Below are 19,434 nucleotides of genomic sequence, written 5' to 3' on the forward strand. Positions count from 1 at the left end.
GGGGACCCTGTGGGAGAGTAGGACGCCGCCGAACAATCATTGCGGAAGCCCCGCACCAGCCCTTACGGGCTCGGTGCGGGGCTTTTCTGCGTTCACGGGCTGAGTGCGGTGTGCGGAGTACAGAGCCGCAAAACGCAGGTGAGCCGGCGGTGGTTCCGTCGTTAAGATCCCCGGCATGAGCGATAACTATGTGATCAGGGCCGTACGGGGCGACGAGTGGGAGAAAGTCAAGGAGCTGCGGTTGGTGGCGCTCCGGGATCCGGACGCGGCCGTTGCCTTCCTGGAAACCGAGGAGCGGGCGCTCGCCCAGGGCGACGAGTACTGGCAGCAGCGTGCCGCGGGGGCTGCCGAGGGGCGGGGTGCCCGGCAGTTCATCGCCGAGGCCGCTGACGGGCGGTGGGTCGGGTCCGTGACCGTGCTCATCGAGGCGCAGGGTGGCACCGACTACTTCGGTGAGCCCATCGAGCAGCAGCAGGGCCACGTGGTCGGGGTGTTCGTACGGCCCGAGCAGCGGGGGAGCGGGCTCGTGGAGAGGCTGTTCGACGCCGGGCTCGACTGGGCCTGGTCGCTGGAGGAGCCGGCGACCGAGCGGCTGCGGCTGTTCGTGCACGAGGACAACGCGAGGGCGGAGCGCTTCTACCGGCGGTACGGCTTCGAGCCGAGCGGTCTGCTGATACCGCTGGAGACGGGCGCCAAGGAGCGCGAGTACGTCTACGCGCGGCCGGCCGGGCCCGGCGCGGGCGTGTGAGGAAGGAGGAGGACGCACCGGTCGAGGAGCGGTTCCTGTCGGTCGAGTGCCATGCCGACGGGACAGCTCTGGCGGCCTTCGGCCAGGGGCTTCCGCCGCTGGCGGCGAACGAGGCAGCCGTGTTCCTCGGGTACAACTACGCGGACGTCCCGGTGGGAAGACGGTACGCGTGCTGCTTCCGGCGTGACGACGCGAAGGACGCCGAGCGGGTGACCACCACCGTCGTCGCGGTCACCCAGCAGTACGGGCACGCCTGGGACCACATCCCCCATGGGTGGAAGACGCTGACCGTGCTGCGGTTCGAGCCCGGAATCCCGGCGATGGTCAGGGATCTGCCGTACGGAGGGCTCTGGTTCGACCATTGTGCGTCCGTGTACGTCTCGGACACGGACACGTGGGGAGCGGCCCTCTAGCGGAGGGTGGCTTCCGGCCAGCGGGAACGGGCCTGTTCGCGGCTGCGGCACAGGGCGAGCAGGGGGAGCGTTCCGTCGGTCAGGAGTTCCGGGAGCTGGGGGATCGGGGCCACGGCGGCCACGTCGTCCAGCACCAGGGAGAGTGGTGGGTCGAGCCGACCGTGGGATGACCGTGCGGCCATGCGGCGGCCGTGCTCGACCACGTGCGAGGCGAGTGCGGTGAGCAAGGGCATCGCACCCGGGTGGGTACGGGGATCCTCCAGAGCTTCACCCACCAGGTAGAGGGTGCCCCCTTCGGCGACGAATGATGCCAGGGCGAGGGCATCGGCTCGGTTCGAGTTGCACGCCTCGCGGATGTGGATCGAGGTCAGGCAGGACAGGGCACGGGCCGTCAGGCTCTGGGCGAGCTCGCGGCGTTCGGGGTGGGCGGTGAGGGCGCTCTCCAGCTCGCCGGCCGCGCCGGGGGCGGCCTGGGGGTGGGTGCGCAGGACACGGACCGGGTCCTGGGCGCTGTTGCCCTGGGCCCAGCGGTGGAGCAGCTTGAACGGGCGGTCGTCCAGGGCGGCGGCCTGGAGCCAGCTGCGCAGGAGGGTTTCCGCGGTGTCGGCCACCGCCGCGTCGATGCGGGCCTGGGGGCGTACGGGGGCCAGCAGGGCGATCGCGCGGGCGGCGGCGGTGTCGCGGTCGGCGCAGCCCTCGGCCGGGTTCCAGTGCATGCGGGCCGGTGTGTCGCACAGGTGGGAGGGGTCGTAGAGGAGGACCGGGCCGAGTTTGGCGCGGGCGTCCTTGGTCTCGGCCCAGAGGGTGGGGGAGGAGGTCACGATGAGGGCCGCCCCCTCGATCTCGCCGATGCGGTGGGTGGCGGTGCGGAGGCGGTCGTTCGGGCCGCCGTAGGCGATGCCGTTCGCTGCGGTTTCGGTGGACGGGAGGGTGGTTGCGGCTGCTGCCGGCTGGGGGGCGTAGCCGAAGCCGTAGCGGTAGGCCTCGTCCGCCGGGGCGGTGGCTGCCGGGACGGTGGCGGCTGGTGCGGGCGAGCCGCCGGGGGCGCTGCCCCCGGACCCCCGCGCCTCGAATGCCGGCGGGGCTGGAGCGGCCGCCGGCGCTGGAGCGGTGGCCGCCGGGGCCGGCGGGTTTTCCGTGAGGTGTTTGGCCAGGGCGCGGCGGGACTTGGTGCGGGCGATCACGCCGATGGCGAAGACGGTGAGTACGAACATCACCAGGAGCTGGCTGACGAACAGGCCCCAGAAGAGGCCCCAGCCCGACAGGGCCGCCGGGTCGGTGTCCGGCCAGGCGGCGGGGATGTCGTGCGGTTGCGCTATCAGGGCGCGGACGGCCCCCGGGGTCCGGGTGAAGGTGACGGTGTCGGGCCAGGTGCCGTGCGCGAGGACGGCCGCGAGGCCGGTGGCCGACCAGACGAGGACGGCGAGGCCCAGGAGGAAGGCCAGGAGGCCGACCAGCAGGCCGTCCGGGATGCCGCCGCCGCGGGCGGGGGGCGCCGTACGTCGTGCCTCGTGCATGGTCAGGCCACCGTGGTCGCGGATCCGGGGCCGCCGCGGCGGCGTTCGATGGACAGGGCCCTTTCCTCCGCCTCCAGTTCGGCGGCGAGCATGTCGGCGGGGAGGCGGGTGGGCGTCGAGGACTCGGTCATGGCGCGGTCGGTGAAGACGAGGGGGCGTTCGGCTTCGGTGATCAGGTGTTTGACCACCTGGACGTTGCCGTTGACGTCCCAGACCGCGATGCCGGGCGTGAGGGTCGGGATGATTTCCACCGCCCAGCGGGGCAGGCCGAGGACCCGGCCCGTGGCTCGGGCCTCGTCCGCCTTCTGGGCGTAGATGGTTCTGGTCGAGGCCATCTTGAGGATGGCCGCGGCTTCGCGTGCGGCGGCGCCGTCGACGACGTCGGAGAGGTGGTGGACGACGGCGACGAAGGACAGGCCGAGGCGGCGGCCGAACTTCAGCAGGCGCTGGAACAGCTGGGCCACGAAGGGGCTGTTGATGATGTGCCAGGCCTCCTCGACCAGGAAGATGCGCTTCTTCCGGTCGGGGCGGATCCAGGTGTGCTCCAGCCAGACGCCGACGATCGCCATGAGGATCGGCATCGCGATGGAGTTGCGGTCGATGTGGGAGAGGTCGAAGACGATGAGGGGGGCGTCGAGGTCGATGCCGACGGTGGTGGGGCCGTCGAACATGCCGCGCAGGTCGCCGTCGACGAGGCGGTCGATGACGAGCGCGACGTCGAGGCCCCAGGCCCGGACATCGTCTATGTCGACGTTCATCGCGTGCGCGGATTCGGCCTCGGGGTGGCGCAGTTGCTCGACGATGTCGGTGAGGACGGGCTGGCGGTCGCGGATGGTGTCGACGACGTAGGCGTGCGCGACCTTGAGGGCGAAGCCGGCGCGCTCGTCGAGGCCGTGGCCCATGGCCACCTCGATGATGGTCCGGAGCAGCGCGAGCTGCCCGGTCGCGGTGATGGCCGGGTCGAGCGGGTTGAGGCGGATCCCGTCGTCGTTGGCGGCGACGGGGTCCAGGCGGATGGGGGTTATCCCCAGCTGCTGGGCGATCAGGTTCCACTCGCCGACGCCGTCCTCGCCCTGGGCGTCGAGGACGACGACCTGGCGGTCCTTGAATCGGAGCTGGCGCAGGACGTAGGTCTTTTCGAGGGCTGACTTTCCGTTTCCGGATTCGCCGAGGACCAGCCAGTGGGGGGCCGGGAGCTGCTGCCCGTACAGCTGGAAGGGGTCGTAGATGTAGCCCTTGCCGCTGTAGACCTCGCGGCCGATGATGACGCCGGAGTCGCCGAGTCCGGGGGCGGCGGTGGGCAGGTAGACGGCTTGCGCCTGCCCGGTGGAGGTGCGGACGGGCAGGCGCGTGGTTTCGACTTTGCCGAAGAGGAAGCTGGTGAAGGCGTCCGTCAGGGCGGACATGGGATCTCGCATGGGCGGCACTTCCCTCCAGCTAGCGTCGGATGCCGGTGGCGAACGGCAAGGTGTTGACGAAGGCGCGGTGGTGCTCGCGGTCGCACCATTCCAGCTTCAGGTAGGACTTGCCGGCGGAGGCGCGGATCGTCCGCTTGTCGCGGGCGAGGGCCTCCGGCGAACGCGAGGACACCGTGATGTACCCGACGAGGTTGACTCCCGCCGCACCGCTGGCGAGATCTTCACCCCTTTGGTCGAGCCGGCCGTGCGCGGCGATGTCGCGGGGGTCGACGGTCCGGTTCATCTTGGCGGCGCGGGAGGCGTCGGCCTCGTCGTTGGTCTTCTCGGTGAGCATGCGCTCGATGGCGACCTCGGTGGGCTCCAGGTCCATGGTGACGGCGACCGTACGGATCACGTCGGGGGTGTGGACGAGCAGCGGGGCGAGGAAGTTGACGCCGACGGGCGTCATCGGCCACTCCTTGACCCAGGCGGTGGCGTGGCACCAGGGGGCGCGGGTGGAGGACTCGCGGGTCTTGGCCTGGAGGAAGGTGGGCTCCACGGCGTCGAGCTCGGCGGGCCAGGCGTTGCGCTTGGTCATGGCCTGGATGTGGTCGATGGGGTGGTCCGGGTCGTACATGGAGTGCACGAGGGAGGAGAGGCGGCCCTGGCCGAGGGGCTGGCGGACGCGGATGTCGGCCTCGGCGAGGCGGGCGCAGATGTCGGTGAGCTCGCGGGCCATGACGATGGCGAGGCCGGCGTCGCGGTCGAGCTTGCGGCCCTTGTGGGGGGTGCCGGCGCGGGCGATGGCGTTGGCCTCGGCGGCGAGTTCGCGCGTGTAGTGCATGCAGGCGACGAGGTACGCGCGGTGCTGCTCGGAGGAGGTGGACACCATCGACTGGAGCTGGTCGTAGGAGTCGCGGAGCCAGCCGGGGGCCTGGGTGTCGCCGCGCTGGGCCACGTCCTTGGCGTGCGCGTCGGGGTCGGCGGGGAGGGTTCGGGCGAGCATCTGGAGGCGGGTGACGAAGCCGTCGCCGTTGGCCACGTGCTTGAGGAGGGTGCCGAAGCGGTCGACGAGGGCTTCTTGGTCCTCGCTGTCGCGCAGGCCGACGCCGGGGCCCTCGATCTCGATGGCGGCGGTGACGGTGCGGCGGTCCGCGTGCAGGAGGACGGCGATCTCGTCGGGGCCGAAGGGGGCGGCGAGCCAGTTGATCCGGCCGATGCCGGGGGGCGGTCCGACCTCGACCTCGCGGCCGTCGGAGCCGCGGATGCCGGCTTCCATGGCGCCGGAGCGGTAGGTCGTACCGCGGCGCAGGGTGCGCTTGTAGCTGCGGCTGATCTCGAACCAGCGGTAGAAGGTGCGGCCCTTGTACGGGACGTACACGGCGGCGAGCGCGATCATGGGGAAGCCGGCGAGGCTGACGATGCGCAGGGTGAGGTCGGGGACGAGCAGTCCGCTCATCATGCCGAAGAACGCCCCGGCGATGATCAGGGCGATCTCGCCGGTCTCGCGGTTCTTGCCGACGATCGCGTTCGGCCGGGCCCGGCCGATGAGATACGTGCGGCGGGGCGCGACCGGGTGCAGCTGGTGGGACTGGGTCGTCAACGCCCGTCACCTCCTGTGTTCCTCGTGCTCGAACCTGTGCGGGGCGGGGGTGCGGCGGAGGGGACAGATCCGCCGCCGGCTCCGCCGCCGGAGGTGGGTCGGCTGCTGTGGGCGGCCACGCCTCCGGAGATGGGGTTGGCGGGGCGGGGCGCGTTGTTGCCGCCGCCGTCGCCGCCGCGGTGGGCGCCGCGGCTGCTGTGGGTTCTGATGCCCTGCGAGACGAGGGAGGCCGGGGAGCTGATGACGGCGGCCGCCTGGGCGCCGTCGGTGGCCTTGCTGCGGTTGGAACGGGCGGAGGCGATCTCGTCGCCGAAGCCGGGGACGAAGCGGTAGATCATCGCGGAGGCGAAGATCGCCAGGAGGATGATGGCGAGGCCGGTGACGACGGCGGAGAAGGCGTTGGGGCCCTTTTCGCCGGTCAGGGCGCCGGCGAGGCCGAGGACGATGACGATGACCGGCTTCACGAGGATGACGGCGATCATGATGCCGGCCCAGCGGCGGACGTGGCCCCAGAGGTTGCGGTCGACGAGGCCGGAGTAGACGACGACGCCGAGGAGGGCGCCTACGTAGAGGAGGGCGGCCCGGATGAACAGCTCCAGGTAGAGCACGCCGGCGGCGAGGACGGTGACGAGCGCGACGACGATCAGCATGATCGGGCCGCCGCCGATGTCGTCGCCCTTCTTGAGGGCTTCGGAGAAGGAGCCGAAGAAGACGTCGGTCTGGCCGCCGGTGGCGGAGGCGATGACCTCGGTGACGCCGTCGGTGGCGGAGACGACGGTGTAGAGGATCAGGGGGGTGAAGGCGGAGGCGAGGACGGTGAGCCAGAGGAAGCCGATGGCTTCGGACATGGCGGTGGTGAGGGGGACGCCGCGGACGGCGCGCTTGGCGACGGCGAAGAGCCAGAGGACGAGGGTGAGGATGGTGGAGGCGGCGAAGACGACGGAGTACTGCTTGAGGAAGGCGGGGTTGGTGAAGTCGACCTCGGCCGAGCCCTTCACCGCTTCGCTGAGCTTGGTGACGATCCAGGAGGCGGCGTCGGCGCAGCCGCGGGCGAGGGAGGCGAGGGGGTTGAGGGCGTCTCCGCCGTCGCTGGGTGCCAGTCCTGTCCCAGGGGTGCCGCCGGATGTGCCCGTTCCGCTCTGGCAGTACTGCTTGGAGGGGCCGTCGAGCAGCGCGCAGGGGTCAGCGGTCGCCTGGGGTGTGGCGGTCGGTGTCGGCGTCGGCACGGGAGCGGCCTGTGCGCGGGTGGCCAGGGCCAGCACGGAGAGGTGGGCGGAGGCGATCAGGCCCAGCCGGGCGGGGAGCCGGAGGCTAGCGGGCATAGGTGAATCCCCCGAATTCCTTGATGGCCTTGCTCATGTCGTCCGACGTCGAGACAGGGACATCGCCGGGAACCGGGGCGGGCCCGTCCTGCTGGGTGTCGTCGGTGACTCTCCAGCCCTCGCCGATCCAGCTCAGTTCGAAGGTCCAGGTCTTCCAGAGAGTCCGCACCGGGTCGGTGGACTTGGGGCCGGACATGCCGATCAGACCGGTGTACCAGACGGCGATCTTGGCCGTGGTCGGCGTGTAGCTCTCCACACGGGTGCCGATCGGGACGGTACGGGTGACGAAGGTGCTGCCCTGCGGGGCGTTGCCGTTGGCGTCGAGCCCCAGCTTCGCGAGGAAGTCGGCCGAGTAGGCCTCGTCCTGCGGGCCCTTCATGCGGGATGCCACGTCGGGTGCGTAGATTCCGTCCACCAGGGTGTGCCGGGTGTTCTTCTTGAACATGCCGTCAGAACCCAGCGCCACCGCGAAATTGGCGGCGGCCGACTGGGCTCCCTGCTCGTCGTGGGCGAAGCCCTTGGGGATGCCTGCCGATGTGCCCGTCACCGGGTCCGTGGCCGCCGTGGAGGAGTCCGTCGGGGGTTTGTCCGAGGCGGGGTCCGACCGGGTGTCCGGGGCCGAGTTGGCGAAGGCGATGGCCGCGATCAGCAGGACCACCACGCCGACCACGGTGATCAGGCTGCGGGAGGTGCGCGGGGTGCGGCGGGTGGGGCCGTAGGGGTCGGCCGGGGCGTCCGGGAGGCGGGTGCGGGTCTGGCCGGTGCCGCCGACCTCGCCGTAGCCGCCGGCGCCGCCGTACTGGTCGTCGTTGCTCATTGCCTGTCCGCCCCCTCCGCGTCGTACGACGGTAGCGCTGGTTCCCGCGTGGATGTGGTGTGGTGATGCGTCATCGGCTACGGGGCCCGGCGCGCGACCCGGCTAGACGGCCATCCCGTAGACGATCGTGAACAGCGTTCCGAGGGAGCCGATGATGAAGACTCCGGTCAGCCCGGCCACGATCAGGCCCTTGCCCTGTTCCGCGCTGAACGTGTCGCGCAGGGCGGTCGCTCCGATGCGCTGTTTGGCCGCCCCCCAGATGGCGATGCCCAGGCAGAGCAGGATCGCGACGGCCATGACCACCTCGATCATGACCTTCGCTTCGTTGCCGAGACTGCCGAAAGGCCCCCAGTTCGGGGCGATTCCGCCGATGATGGTGGTGATGTCGCCCTTTTCGGCTGCCAGGATCATGTAACTCACCGCCCCTGTATGGGTAGTTCCGGAAGCCCCTTGCCCGACGGCAGGGGTTACGCACTATCTTCGCTGATGAAACCGCCGCCGTCGTCGACTTGACGGCTCTCTTTACCCGATCTCGCGGCCCGCGCTCCGCTTCCGCGCTCTGACCTGGGCAGGGGCGGTGTGTACGCGCGAGAACATGCGGTCACTCTGTGTATCACGGGGGGTGACGCCGGGCAATGATTGTCGTCTCGACGTACGGGGGGTGGGGTGAGGGGCCGCCGTTCGGAGCAATGGCATGGCGTGTCGTTGGGCCGGCCCGCCGACATGCGTCCGATGCTCCTTCAGTCGTTTCATCGGTGCGCATGGGTGTGGCGGTGGGTTGTCGGCGGGGTTGTCAGTGGGGTGCGGCAGGCTGGGAAGCATGACGACTCCATGGACTCTCGCGGACCTCGAGGCGGCCATCCGGGCGGGATGGTCGGCCGAGACCTGTGAGCCCTCCGACATCACGAAGATCCCCTGGACTCCGGAGAATCCGGGCTGGGGGCACTGTGACATCACCGCCCTCGTGGTGCAGGACCTCGTGGGCGGGGACCTGATGCTGGGCGAGGTGTTCCACGACGGTCGGCAGGAGGGCTACCACTGGTGGAACCTGATGCCCGGGGGTATCCGGATCGATCTGACGCGGGAGCAGTTCCGGCGGGGGGAGACGATCACGCCGGGGCGGATCGTGAAGCGGCCGGGCGGGCGGTTGCGCAGGCGGTGGGAGGAGTACCAGCTGCTGCGGCAGCGGGTCATCGACAAGCTGGGGCCGTTGCCGGGGGCGATGGTGACGCAGGACGGGCGGCGGCTCGCCTATACGGACTTCGGGGGACCGGGGGCTCCGCTGCTGGCGCTGCACGGGCACTTCGTGGCGGGGGCGGGAGCGTTCGAGCGCCTGGCGCAGGAGGTGGGTCCGGCGTGGCGGGTGATCGCCCTGGACCAGCGGGGGCACGGGAGGTCCGACCGGGCGGCGGAGTACACGCGGGACGGGTACGTGGCGGATGCGGCGGCCCTGCTGGAGCAGCTGGGGCTGGGGCCGGCGGTGGTGCTGGGGCATTCGCTGGGCGGGGTCAACGCGTACCAGCTCGCGGCGCGGCGGCCGGATCTGGTGCGGGCGGTGGTGGTCGAGGACATCGGGGCGGTGGTCGACGGCGATCTGTCGTTCGCGCGGGAGTGGCCGAGACGGGCCGCGACCCGGGCCGGGTTCCTGGCGGGGGTGGGGAGTGCGGCCCCGCACCTGGAGGGGTCCCTGCAGGAGTATCCGGACGGGTGGGGGACCGCGTTCGAGGTGGAGGACATGGTGGAGTCCCAGCGGGGGCTGAACGGGGACCACTGGGGGGACTGGCTGGGGGTGCGGAAGCCGACGCTGCTGGTGCGGGGGGATCGGAGCGGGGTGCTGTCGGCGGAGCATGCGCGGGAGATGACGGTGCGGAGGGCGGGGGTGCGGTTGGTGGAGTTGCCGACGGGGCATGCGGTGCGGGTCGGGGACCCGGAGGGGTTCTTCGCTGCCGTGCGGGGGTTTTTGGCGCGGGTGTGAGGGTGCGGGGGTGCGGGGGTGCGAGGTGGGGCGGGTGCGGCGCCGTTGCTGGGGCTCCGCCCCAGGCCCCGCGCCTCAAACGCCGGCGGGGCTGAAAGAGCGGGGCTCCGCCCCAGGCCCCGCGCCTCAAGCGCCGGGCGGGGCTGGGAGGGTGCGCCTCAAGCGCCGGCGGGGCTGGAAGAGCGGGGCTCAGGTCCAGTGGGTGGGGCGGGTGAGGGTGGGGGGGATGTGGGTGGTGGGGTCGCCCTGGGCTGCGTTCAGTTGGGGCTGGGTGAGGAAGATCGCGTCGCGGAGGTCCGCTCCGCGGAGGTTGGTGTCGCGGAGGTCCGCGCCGATCAGGTCCGCCGTGCGGAGGTCGGCGCGGGTGAGGTCGGCGGCGATCAGGTAGGCGCCGCGGAGGTTCGCGCCGCGCAGGTCGGCTCCGGAGAGGCGGGCGCCCATCAGGTCGGCGCCGCGGTGGTTCTTCTTGCGGCCCGGCACCTTCGCCCGTACGAGTTCGCTGGTCTTCAGGAGCAGGGTGTTGATCTGCTGGCGGAGGGGGCCGACGTCCAGGTCGGCCAGGGCCTGCGCGTCGGCGCGGGTCCATTCCCCGGTCTCCGCCAGGGCCCGGCGCAGGTCCGCGTGGACCGGGGCGGCGGCCGGGAGGGCCAGGGCCTGGCTCACGTAGAAGAGCAGCTCGTGGAGCTGCCGCAGTACCGGGAAGACCTCGAACATCTGGCGGGACGTGCCGGGGTGGGTGCGCCAGTCGCGGCCGCCGAAGGTGACCTGGGAGACCTGCTGCCCCGCGCCGAAGCAGTCGAAGACGGTGCAGCCCTGGAAGCCCTTGTCGCGCAGCCGGGTGTGGATGCCGCAGCGGAAGTCCTGCCGGAGGTTCTTGCAGGGAGTTCCGGCGGGCTTGTTCATGGCGAAGTCGTTGGACTTGGCGAAGGGCAGCGCCACGCAGCAGAGCGCGAAGCAGTTCGCGCAGTCGGCCTGCAGGACGGGGAGCGCGGGGAGGTCGGCGGCGGGGTGGTTCGGCACGCCGTCCATTGTCCCCCGTCGCTCCGGGTGCTCGGGGTCTTGATCCACGGGGCGGAGGCGGTGAGCATCCCCGTACGACAGAAGTGATCGCAGTTGCTGTTATTACCCTCCTCGCCGTGATCAGTCCCGGTGCCGACTTCGCCATGGTGGTCCGCAACAGCTATCTCTACGGGCGCCCCACCGGGCTGTTCGCCGCCGCCGGGGTCGCGGCCGGCGTGCTGGTCCACGTCTCCTACACGATGCTCGGGGTCGGTCTGCTGATCGCCTCGTCCACCGCGCTGTTCACCGCGATCAAGCTGGCGGGTGCGGCCTATCTGGTGTGGATCGGGATACGCACCTTCCGGGCGCGGGCCGAGGTGACCGTGGACCTGGAGTCGAAGCCGCAGCTGACCCGGCTGGGGGCGATGCGGTCGGGCTTCCTGACCAATGTGCTCAACCCGAAGACGACGCTGTTCGTGGTGTCGACGTTCACGCAGGTGGTGAATCCGGAGACCCCGGTGTGGCAGCAGGTGGGCTACGGGCTGTTCATGTCGGCGGCGCATCTGGGCTGGTTCGGGGCGGTCGCGCTGTTCTTCTCCGTCTCGCGGCTGCGTGACCGGATGCTGAAGGCGCAGAAGGCGCTGAACCGGGCCATCGGGTCGGTGCTGGTGGGGCTGGGGGTGGGGCTGGGGTTCGCTCGCTGAGTCGATCGCAGGGGCTGGTGGCCGGGGTTACCTGTCGGTAGCGTGGACGGTATGGGTGCTGCCGAGGGGTACGAGGGATTCTTCGAGAGGGTCGGCGCCGGGCGCTTCCTGGCCACCGAGAACACGCGGGGGCCGTGGGACCCGGGCTCGCAGCACGCCGGGCCGCCGGCCGCGCTGCTCGGGCGGGCCGTCGAGGAGCGGCCGGGTGCGCGTACGGACATGCGGATCGCCCGGATCACGTACGAGATCCTGCGGCCGGTGCCGATCGGCGAGCTGGAGATCACCACCAGTGTGCTGCGGGCCGGCCGCGGGACCGAGGTGGTCGAGGCGGCCCTCGCGCCGGCGGGCGGCGCGCCCGTGATGCTGGCGCGGGCCCTGCGGATCCGGGTCGCGGAGGAGACCGTGCCGGCCGTGGTCCCGGGGCCGCAGCTGCCGCCGCCCGGGGAGGTGGAGGTGACGCCGTTCTTCCCGGTGCCGTGGGAGACCGGCTACCACTCGGCCATGGAGACCCGGTTCACCGAGGGCGCCTTCGTCGAACTGGGTCCCGGTACCTGCTGGATGCGGATGAAGGTGCCGCTCGTCGCCGGGGAGGAGACCAGGCCGCTGGACCGGGTGCTGATCGCCGCCGATTCGGGGAACGGGATCAGCTCGGTGATGGACTTCGGGCGGTACGTCTTCATCAACGGTGACCTGACCGTCCATCTGCACCGCCATCCGGTGGGCGAGTGGGCGTGCGTGGAGGCCCGTACGAGTGTGGACGCCGCCGGGATCGGGCTCGCGGACGCGCGGCTGCACGACGAGAAGGGGCCCATCGGGCGGAGCGCGCAGAGTCTTTTCGTGGCGCCCCGCTCCTAGCCGGCCCTTCGCGTCAACCCGGCTCCGTGGCACGGGAGTCGGTGTGGCAGGCTCGTGCCGGTGGATGCCCTGAGAGACGTCGACCCCGCGCAGATCGGGGCGCATGCGCTGCTGGCCCGGCTCGGTGCCGGGGGGATGGGGCAGGTGTACCTCGGGCGGTCGCCCGGTGGGCGCCTGGTCGCCGTGAAGGTGATCCGGGACGAGATCACCGGGCATCCGGAGGCGCTGGCCCGGTTCCGGCGTGAGGCCGAGACCGTGCGTGCGGTGCGGTCGGCCTACACGGCGAACCTGATCGACGCCTCGCTGGCGGCGGCGCCGTACTGGCTGGCGACCGAGTACGTGGCGGGCCCGACGCTCGGTCATGCCGTGGCGGAGCGCGGTGGCTTGCCCGCGGACACCTGCCGGCGGCTGTTCGCGGCCCTCGCGGAGGGGCTGGCGAGCGTGCACGCGTACGGGGTGACGCACCGGGACCTCAAGCCGCAGAACGTCATCCTGGGCGCGCAGGGGCCGCAGCTCATCGACTTCGGCATCGCGCGGGGCGTCGGCGAGACGGCTCTCACGCAGGACGGGCAGGCCCCGGGGACGCCGGGGTACACCGCGCCGGAGGTGCTGCTGGGCGCGGAGGCCGGGGCCGCGGCGGATGTTTTCGCGCTGGGCGCGACCCTCGCGTACGCGGCGACCGGGCGGCCGCCGTTCGGTACGGGTGTGGCGACGACGGTGAGCTACCGGGCGGTGCACGAGCCGGTCGACGTGGCCGGGGTGGAGCCGGGGCTGGCGGGGCTGATCGAGGCGTGCGTGGCGAAGGATCCGGCGGTGCGGCCGGGCCTGCGTGAGGTCATCGCCCGGTGCGGGGTCCGGGACGCGCTGATCGACGATCCGGTGTACCTCGGGTTCGGTGCGCTGGGTGAGGCCGTACCGGTGCACGAGATGCGGACGCAGGGGCCGGGTCACCCGTACGTCCCGACGGCGGTCGAGCAGGCGCCGCGGGCCGCGCGGGGTGCGGGGCTGCGGCGCGGCGCCATGGTCGGCGCGGGGGTGGCCGTGGCGGTGGTGCTCTCCCTGACGGCCTGGAAGCTGATCCCGTTCGACGGCAGTGGCAGTGGCAGTGGCAGTGGCGGCAACGGTGGCGGCGCCGCTGCGCGGGAGGGGGCCGACAAGGGCGGCGCCACGGCCACGCCGCCCGCGGCGCAGGGCGGGCAGCCACCCGCGGCCACCGGTTCCAAGGGTGCGGCCAAGCCACCGGCCGAGTACATCGACAACAACCAGATCTCGCGCTACGTGTGGAGCGGCTCCCCCGACCTGGACCTGGCCGTTCGGGGGGTCGGCCAGTGCAACCAGCCGGCCGAGGAGAAGTCTCCGGGCGCGGGCTTCCAGTCGGCGGTGTCGACCACCAGCGTCAACGGGAAGCCGGGCAGGACCGCGTCCGTCGAGATGCGGATCAAATACGCGGAGATGGGCCAGTCCGCGCCGGATCCGTACTACGTGTCCGTGGCGGTCAAGTCCCCGCACGACATCGAGCCGTCCACGGGCAAGCCCTTCCCCATGGACAACCGGGCCGTCGGCTACACGAGCAAGCCCGTCGACATCTACACGCATTGGAAGTCGGGTGGCGACGTGACACTCACCTACCCGGACGACTTCACGATGCACGCCGCGGGCAAGACGTGGCCCGCTGTGCCCCTGTCCGCCGACCCTGGGGACTGGACGGTGGTCTTCTACCACGTTGAGGATGATCCTACGAAGTACGCGAGCATCGCCTGTTCGGGCTTCCGAGTGGGGTAGTAGGACATGCGACACGGCCGAATCACACGTTGAAGTGACGGTTATGGGGGAGGGTTGACGGGTGCGCAGATTCTGGATGGTCGGCGGGATCGGGATCGGGCTGTGTCTGACGTTCGTGGCGCTCCTCGTCGTGGGGACGTACTCGGCGGCGGCAGGCCTCGTGGGGTCAGGCGCGGGTGGTCGCGCGGTAGGGCTGACAAAGGGTGCCGTACCCGCCAAGTACCAGGCGTTGGTGGAGAAGTGGGGCAATCTCTGCCCGGCCATCAACCCGGCCCTGCTCGCCGCTCAGCTGTACTCCGAGAGCGGCTGGAACCCGAGCGCCGTGAGTCCGGCGGACGCGCGCGGTATCGCGCAGTTCATCCCGGGCACGTGGGCGGGCCACGGTATCGACGGGGACGGGGACGGGGACCGGGACATCTGGGACCCGAACGACGCGATCCCCTCGGCGGCCTCGTACGACTGCGAGCTGGCCAAGGACGTGGCGAGCGTGCCCGGGGACGACGCGTCGAACATGCTCGCGGCTTACAACGCGGGGGCGTACGCGGTCATCAAGTACGGCGGAGTGCCCCCGTACAAGGAGACCCAGGGGTACGTGAAGGCCATCACCACGCTGGCCAAGAGTTTCGAGCGGCCCGTCGGGCGGGTGGCGCCCTCGCAACAGGCCGCCGGGGCCATCTACTTCGCGCAGAAGCAGCTCGGGACGCCGTATCTGTGGGGTGGCAACGGGACGCCCGATCAGGGCGGGCGGTTCGACTGTTCCGGGTTGACCAAGGCCGCGTACGAGACCGTGGGGATCGAGCTGCCGCGCGTGGCGAACGACCAGTACAACGCCGGGGCGCACCCTTCGCGCGATCAACTCCTGCCCGGTGACCTCGTCTTCTTCTCCGATGATCTGACGAACTCTCGGGAGATCCGGCACGTCGGGCTCTACGTGGGCGGCGGGTACATGATCAACGCCCCTTACACCGGTGCGGTGATCCGCTTCGACAAGATCGACACCCCGGACTACTTCGGTGCGACGCGCGTGACCAGGGATGGTGCGGAGGCTCTTCCGGAGCGCTCGGGCGCCGGTCCGGCCGCATAGCAACTCTCCGTGATGCCAAGGCCCTGAGCTGCGACGATGGGTCACTCTTCGATAACGTTGGAGTGATCATTGCGTGGAGAATGGAACGTAGGAGCCAGAACGGGCGTTCCATGGGCGCGGGGGTTGATCAAGTGGGGGGCGGAGGGGCGCACACAGGGGTGCGTCCCACAGGGGAACCACGGCAAGGGCAAGGGGCCGCATCACCATGGCTGGACTCACAACAGGTGGGCCGAACGTGGATGTCAGCCTGCTGTACGAGATCAACGGAGCGGCCCGGCACGCTCCGGCGTGGCTGGACCGGGTCGTGAGCCTGGCCGGGGAGTACGGGATCCTGCTGGCCCTGGTGCTCCTGGTCCTGTGGTGCTGGCGCGGTGCCCGCCGGCAGGACGAGGCCGCCGCCGTCGAGTCCGTCGCCGCGCTCGTCTGGGCCCCGCTGGCCGCCGGGCTGGCGCTGCTCGTGAATGTGCCGCTGCGTGAATTCGTGGGACGGCCGCGGCCGTTCCGCCAGCACGAGGGCCTGCAAGTGCTCGACCCCGCCTTCGGCTGGGGGCTCGGGCGCACCGAGTTCTCCTTCGTCAGCGGGCACACCACCGTCGCGATGGCCCTGGGCGTAGGCCTGTTCGTGGCGAACCGGAAGTTCGGTCTCCTGGGGATCGGGCTGGCCTTCGCCGAAGGCCTGTGCCGGGTCTACATGGGCATCCACTACCCGACCGACGTCATCGGCGGCCTCGCCCTCGGTACCGCGGTGGTGCTCGTGCTCGCGCCGCTCGCCATGGCGGCGCTGACCCCGGTGGTGCGGGCGGTGGCCCGCTCCCGGCGCGGTGGCCGGCTCGTGCGGGCCAAGAACGCCGCGCTGCCCCGGCCGGTCGGCCTCCCGCAGGCACAGACCCCGCCCGCGGGGCAGCGTACGCACGAGAGCGACCTCGCCGCCTGACACGGGTTGCGGTGCGGCCGGGATCAGCTCTGCGCGTACGCATTCCATACGGCGAGCAGCACGGCCGCCAGCAGGCACAGCAGCGCCGCCCCGAAGCACATCCGCACCGCCTTCGGCCGGGATCGCGACCGCGTACGGGTCCGCGTACGGGTCCGGGTCCGGGTTCGGACGCGGGGCATCAGGGATCACCGCCGTCGGTGCCGCGGCGGTAGCGGGAGCGCAGCCACCAGCCGGTCGCCGCGGCCGCGGCCGAGGTGAGCCCGATGGCCAGGGCCACGTCGGCCGGGCTGTCCGCCGAGCCCGCGGGTCCGGCCCAGGCCGCGGCGGCCGGGGCGGACACGATGAGCAGGGCCCAGAGAAGGGTCGCGAGGCGGGCTGCGGAACCTGGCATGGATCAAGGGCATCCGCTGCGGCGCGCCCCGGCCAGCCGGGCGGTCCGAACGGCTTACCCCTCCCGGCTACGGCTCCGTGTGCCGGGCGGCGTCCCTGCGGGCCAGGTCGCGGGAGCGGCGGGCCGGACCGTTCCAGCCGCACGTACAGACGGCCAGGCAGAACGATCCGCGGTCGGCGGTGGATGTGGTGTGGCCGGCCGGTGGCTCCGGCTGCGCGTGCGGCCGCGGGAGCGGCAGGGAGTCAAGCGGAGGGACCAGTCTCGCTTCGGTGTGCGGTTCCACAGGTCCACGGTACCGGGGCGGGCGGCGCGCGGGGAGGGTGCGCCCCGTGACGGGAAACCCCGGACCTCGTTAAACGGAGCGGGTGGGGGCCTCGGGCAATCAGCGGTCATGCGTTGGGGGTTGGCAGGCGATGGTGGATCACCAGCACAGGCGGCCGCGCGGGCGTGCGGGTGAGGCGGCGCTCGCCGCCGGCATCACCCTGGCGGTCACGACGATGACCGGGTGCGCGGGCGGCGCGGGCGACGGCCGGACTCCGGCGGATCCGGCGGCGGTGGTCCGCGGGGCCGCCGACGCACTGGCGAGGACCGGCAGTGCCCGGGCCCGTACGGCCATGGAGATGGCCACGGGCGGCACCCGGGTCACGATCCGCGGCGAGGGCGGGGTGGACTTCAAGAAGCGGATGGGCCAGCTCCTTGTGATGCTCCCGGCCGATGTGAAGGGCAAGGCCGAGCACCGGCCCATCACCGAGCTGCTCGTGCCGGGCGCGCTCTACATGAAGAACCGCGGCGCGGGCGTCCCGGACGACAAGTGGGTCCGGGTCGACACGACGACCCTGAACGACGGGAACCTGGTCACGGGCGGGGCCACCGATCCGCTGGTCGCGGCCGAGCTGCTGCGGGGCGCGCAGGAGGTGACGTACGTGGGGGAGACCGAGGTGGCGGGCACCAAGGTGCGGCACTACCGGGGGACCACCGACATCGGGCGGGCCGCGGGGAGCGCGTCACCGGAGGTGCGGGGGGCGCTGCGGGCTGCGGCGAAAGGGTTCAGCACGGACACGGTGCCGTTTGACGCCTACCTGGACGAGGAGGGGCGCTTGCGGAAGGTCAGACACCGGTTCACGTACGTCAACAATGGCGTGATCGATGTGTCGTCGACCACGCTGCTGTACGGGTTCGGGACGCCGGTGACCGTCGTATTGCCCGCAAGCGGGGACATTTACGCCGGGAAGATCTCCGACCAGTGAGGCGGACGAGGGGCGGGCGGCGCGATCGGGCCATGGCCCGGTATCCGGAAATGGTCCATCCGTGTCATGCGGGGGACGGCACGGCCTCCCTACGCTGAGAAGCCGGGCGCCGGCGCGTGGTGCGGTGCGGTATGACCGATGACGGCCGGTGGCCGGTGGCAGATTGAGGTGACACGCGTGACTCCCGCAGGCGGTACGACGGTGCAGGACCACGTTGCTCTCGCCGAGATCGAGCTGTGTGGTGAGCTGATCATCGCCGCCTCGGCGGCCGCGGAGGAGCGGCTCAGCCTGGACCGGATCGACGAGGTCCTGCTCGGGCAGTAGCCGGTCGCCTCCCGGCGGGGGTCGTGGAAGGTGCGTGTGCCGCGCCGCTGCTGGGGCTCCGCCCCAGACCCCGCGCCTCAAATGCCGGCGGGGCTGGAGGGTGCGCCTCAAGCGCCGGCGGGGCTGGGTTTTGCGAGGGCTGGGTTTGCGGGCGGTCTGCGGGGCTTGGGGGTGCCGGTCAGGTGCGGAGGAGGCGGGCGATGGCCTTGGTGGCTTCCTCGACCTTGGCGTCGATCTCGGTGCCGCCCTTCACCGCGGCGTCGGCGACGCAGTGCCGCAGGTGTTCCTCCAGCAGCTGGAGCGCGAAGGACTGCAGTGCCTTCGTGCTCGCCGAGACCTGCGTGAGTATGTCGATGCAGTAGACGTCCTCGTCGACGAGCCGCTGGAGGCCGCGGATCTGGCCTTCGATCCGGCGCAGCCGCTTGAGGTGCTCGTCCTTCTGGTGGTGATAGCCGTGGACGGCTCCGGAGCCCTCCGCCTCGATGGTCGTCATACGTCCTCCCGTGGTCCGGAACGAGGGGCATGCCTAACGCATACCCCTCATGGGTATAGGATACTGGGCCCCGTCGTCCTGGGCAGGGGTCCGTGGTCCCCACTCTGCCCGATGGAGGACACTGTGGAACGGCCGGTTAGCCGTGGCCGGGGGATGCGCCTAGCATCAGCCTGACCGAATCCAATGCACCCCGAGGACCTCACGTGCGATTTCGTCTGACCCCCAGGGAGACGAGCTTCTACGACATGTTCGCCGCATCCGCGGACAACATCGTCACGGGCTCCAAGCTCCTGATGGAACTGCTCGGAGCGGACTCCTCCGCCCGGGCCGAGATCGCGGAGCGGATGCGGGCAGCGGAGCACGCGGGGGACGACGCCACTCACGCGATCTTCCACCAGCTGAACTCCTCCTTCATCACGCCGTTCGACCGCGAGGACATCTACAACCTGGCCTCGTCGCTCGACGACATCATGGACTTCATGGAGGAGGCCGTCGACCTCGTCGTCCTCTACAACGTGGAGGAGCTCCCCAAGGGTGTCGAGCAGCAGATCGAGGTGCTGGCGCGCGCGGCCGAGCTGACCGCCGAGGCCATGCCGCACCTGCGGACGATGGACAACCTGACCGAGTACTGGATCGAGGTCAACCGCCTCGAGAACCAGGCCGACCAGATCCACCGCAAGCTGCTCGCCCAGCTCTTCAACGGCAAGTACGACGCCATCGAGGTGCTGAAGCTCAAGCAGATCGTCGACGTGCTCGAAGAGGCGGCCGACGCGTTCGAGCACGTTGCGAACACGGTGGAGACCATCGCGGTCAAGGAGTCCTGAACCTC

22 protein-coding genes are annotated in these 19,434 nt (G+C 71.2%); 11 read left to right on the top strand and 11 right to left on the bottom strand.

All coding sequences use genetic code 11. From position 1 onward, the window contains the following. Positions 1-175: 175 nt before the first annotated feature. Positions 176-748, top strand: a complete 573-nt coding sequence (locus ACFY04_RS30835; protein ID WP_389121755.1) for a GNAT family N-acetyltransferase — start codon at positions 176-178, stop codon at positions 746-748. After that, a complete protein-coding gene (locus ACFY04_RS30840) occupies positions 745-1,161 on the top strand; it encodes a hypothetical protein (RefSeq protein WP_389121757.1) in 417 nt (138 codons plus the stop codon). The genes ACFY04_RS30835 and ACFY04_RS30840 overlap by 4 nt, the downstream gene beginning before the upstream one ends. Here the strand turns inward: ACFY04_RS30840 and ACFY04_RS30845 are convergent. From ACFY04_RS30845 to ACFY04_RS30870, 6 genes are all read right to left on the bottom strand, one after another. Beyond that, on the bottom strand, positions 1,158-2,678 hold the full coding sequence (locus ACFY04_RS30845; RefSeq protein ID WP_389121759.1) for a type VI secretion protein: 1,521 nt from the start codon (positions 2,676-2,678) through the stop codon (positions 1,158-1,160). The two genes, ACFY04_RS30840 and ACFY04_RS30845, sit on opposite strands and share 4 nt — an antisense overlap. 2 nt (positions 2,679-2,680) lie before the next feature. Further along, on the bottom strand, positions 2,681-4,096 hold the full coding sequence (locus ACFY04_RS30850) for an ATP-binding protein (protein ID WP_389121761.1): 1,416 nt from the start codon (positions 4,094-4,096) through the stop codon (positions 2,681-2,683). Between the two features lie 19 nt (positions 4,097-4,115). Further along, a complete protein-coding gene (locus tag ACFY04_RS30855) occupies positions 4,116-5,678 on the bottom strand; it encodes an SCO6880 family protein (RefSeq protein WP_150258076.1) in 1,563 nt (520 codons plus the stop codon). Continuing rightward, entirely contained in the window at positions 5,675-7,000 is a 1,326-nt protein-coding gene (locus tag ACFY04_RS30860) for a hypothetical protein (protein ID WP_389121764.1), read from the bottom strand. Before ACFY04_RS30860 ends, ACFY04_RS30855 begins: the two co-directional genes overlap by 4 nt. Beyond that, a complete protein-coding gene (locus tag ACFY04_RS30865; RefSeq protein WP_389121766.1) occupies positions 6,990-7,817 on the bottom strand; it encodes a hypothetical protein in 828 nt (275 codons plus the stop codon). Before ACFY04_RS30865 ends, ACFY04_RS30860 begins: the two co-directional genes overlap by 11 nt. 102 nt (positions 7,818-7,919) lie before the next feature. Continuing rightward, positions 7,920-8,228, bottom strand: coding sequence for a hypothetical protein (locus ACFY04_RS30870; RefSeq protein WP_008742356.1), 309 nt, complete (start codon positions 8,226-8,228; stop codon positions 7,920-7,922). Positions 8,229-8,637: 409 nt separating this feature from the next. On the opposite strand from ACFY04_RS30870, the gene ACFY04_RS30875 reads away from it, so the two are divergent. Continuing rightward, entirely contained in the window at positions 8,638-9,792 is a 1,155-nt protein-coding gene (locus tag ACFY04_RS30875; protein WP_389121767.1) for an alpha/beta fold hydrolase, read from the top strand. A gap of 189 nt (positions 9,793-9,981) precedes the next feature. Here the strand turns inward: ACFY04_RS30875 and ACFY04_RS30880 are convergent, their stop codons facing one another. Further along, positions 9,982-10,821 (bottom strand): pentapeptide repeat-containing protein, encoded by an 840-nt coding sequence (locus ACFY04_RS30880; RefSeq protein ID WP_389121768.1) that lies wholly within the window; start codon positions 10,819-10,821, stop codon positions 9,982-9,984. Between the two features lie 107 nt (positions 10,822-10,928). Between ACFY04_RS30880 and ACFY04_RS30885 the strand changes: the two genes are divergently transcribed. The 5 genes from ACFY04_RS30885 (at position 10,929) to ACFY04_RS30905 (ending at position 16,150) form a co-directional block, all read left to right on the top strand. Next, positions 10,929-11,495, top strand: a complete 567-nt coding sequence (locus ACFY04_RS30885) for a LysE family transporter (RefSeq protein ID WP_389121770.1) — start codon at positions 10,929-10,931, stop codon at positions 11,493-11,495. A 51-nt stretch (positions 11,496-11,546) separates the two neighbouring features. Next, the gene (locus tag ACFY04_RS30890; RefSeq protein WP_389121771.1) at positions 11,547-12,350 is read left to right on the top strand and encodes a thioesterase family protein; all 804 of its coding nucleotides are present in this window, start codon (positions 11,547-11,549) and stop codon (positions 12,348-12,350) included. Positions 12,351-12,410: 60 nt separating this feature from the next. Continuing rightward, complete coding sequence (locus tag ACFY04_RS30895) at positions 12,411-14,132, top strand: serine/threonine-protein kinase (protein WP_389121773.1); 1,722 nt, start codon at positions 12,411-12,413, stop codon at positions 14,130-14,132. 76 nt (positions 14,133-14,208) lie between these two features. Then, complete coding sequence (locus ACFY04_RS30900) at positions 14,209-15,216, top strand: NlpC/P60 family protein (protein WP_389122011.1); 1,008 nt, start codon at positions 14,209-14,211, stop codon at positions 15,214-15,216. A 205-nt stretch (positions 15,217-15,421) separates the two neighbouring features. After that, positions 15,422-16,150, top strand: a complete 729-nt coding sequence (locus ACFY04_RS30905) for a phosphatase PAP2 family protein (protein WP_389121775.1) — start codon at positions 15,422-15,424, stop codon at positions 16,148-16,150. A 23-nt stretch (positions 16,151-16,173) separates the two neighbouring features. On the opposite strand, the gene ACFY04_RS30910 is transcribed toward ACFY04_RS30905, so the two are convergent. The 3 genes from ACFY04_RS30910 to ACFY04_RS30920 form a co-directional block, all read right to left on the bottom strand. Further along, positions 16,174-16,329 (bottom strand): hypothetical protein, encoded by a 156-nt coding sequence (locus tag ACFY04_RS30910; protein WP_389121777.1) that lies wholly within the window; start codon positions 16,327-16,329, stop codon positions 16,174-16,176. Continuing rightward, positions 16,329-16,541: a hypothetical protein gene (locus tag ACFY04_RS30915; protein ID WP_389121780.1), complete on the bottom strand. Its 213-nt coding sequence runs from the start codon at positions 16,539-16,541 to the stop codon at positions 16,329-16,331. Before ACFY04_RS30915 ends, ACFY04_RS30910 begins: the two co-directional genes overlap by 1 nt. Positions 16,542-16,608: 67 nt before the next feature. Further along, a complete protein-coding gene (locus ACFY04_RS30920) occupies positions 16,609-16,824 on the bottom strand; it encodes a hypothetical protein (RefSeq protein WP_389121783.1) in 216 nt (71 codons plus the stop codon). Positions 16,825-16,954: 130 nt separating this feature from the next. Between ACFY04_RS30920 and ACFY04_RS30925 the strand changes: the two genes are divergently transcribed. Further along, a complete protein-coding gene (locus ACFY04_RS30925; RefSeq protein ID WP_389121784.1) occupies positions 16,955-17,788 on the top strand; it encodes a hypothetical protein in 834 nt (277 codons plus the stop codon). 138 nt (positions 17,789-17,926) lie between these two features. Then, positions 17,927-18,112 carry a hypothetical protein gene (locus ACFY04_RS30930; protein ID WP_373045639.1) on the top strand — a complete coding sequence of 62 codons (186 nt, stop codon included), beginning with the start codon at positions 17,927-17,929 and terminating at the stop codon, positions 18,110-18,112. Between the two features lie 178 nt (positions 18,113-18,290). Here ACFY04_RS30930 and ACFY04_RS30935 read toward each other — a convergent pair whose 3' ends face one another. Then, entirely contained in the window at positions 18,291-18,605 is a 315-nt protein-coding gene (locus tag ACFY04_RS30935; RefSeq protein ID WP_030009310.1) for a metal-sensitive transcriptional regulator, read from the bottom strand. A 203-nt stretch (positions 18,606-18,808) separates the two neighbouring features. On the opposite strand from ACFY04_RS30935, the gene ACFY04_RS30940 reads away from it, so the two are divergent. After that, a complete protein-coding gene (locus ACFY04_RS30940; protein ID WP_008742369.1) occupies positions 18,809-19,429 on the top strand; it encodes a DUF47 domain-containing protein in 621 nt (206 codons plus the stop codon). Positions 19,430-19,434: the final 5 nt, after the last annotated feature.

Origin of the sequence: Streptomyces sp. NPDC001549 (assembly GCF_042894025.1) — a bacterium.
Taxonomy (GTDB): Bacteria; Actinomycetota; Actinomycetes; order Streptomycetales; family Streptomycetaceae; genus Streptomyces; species Streptomyces kutzneri.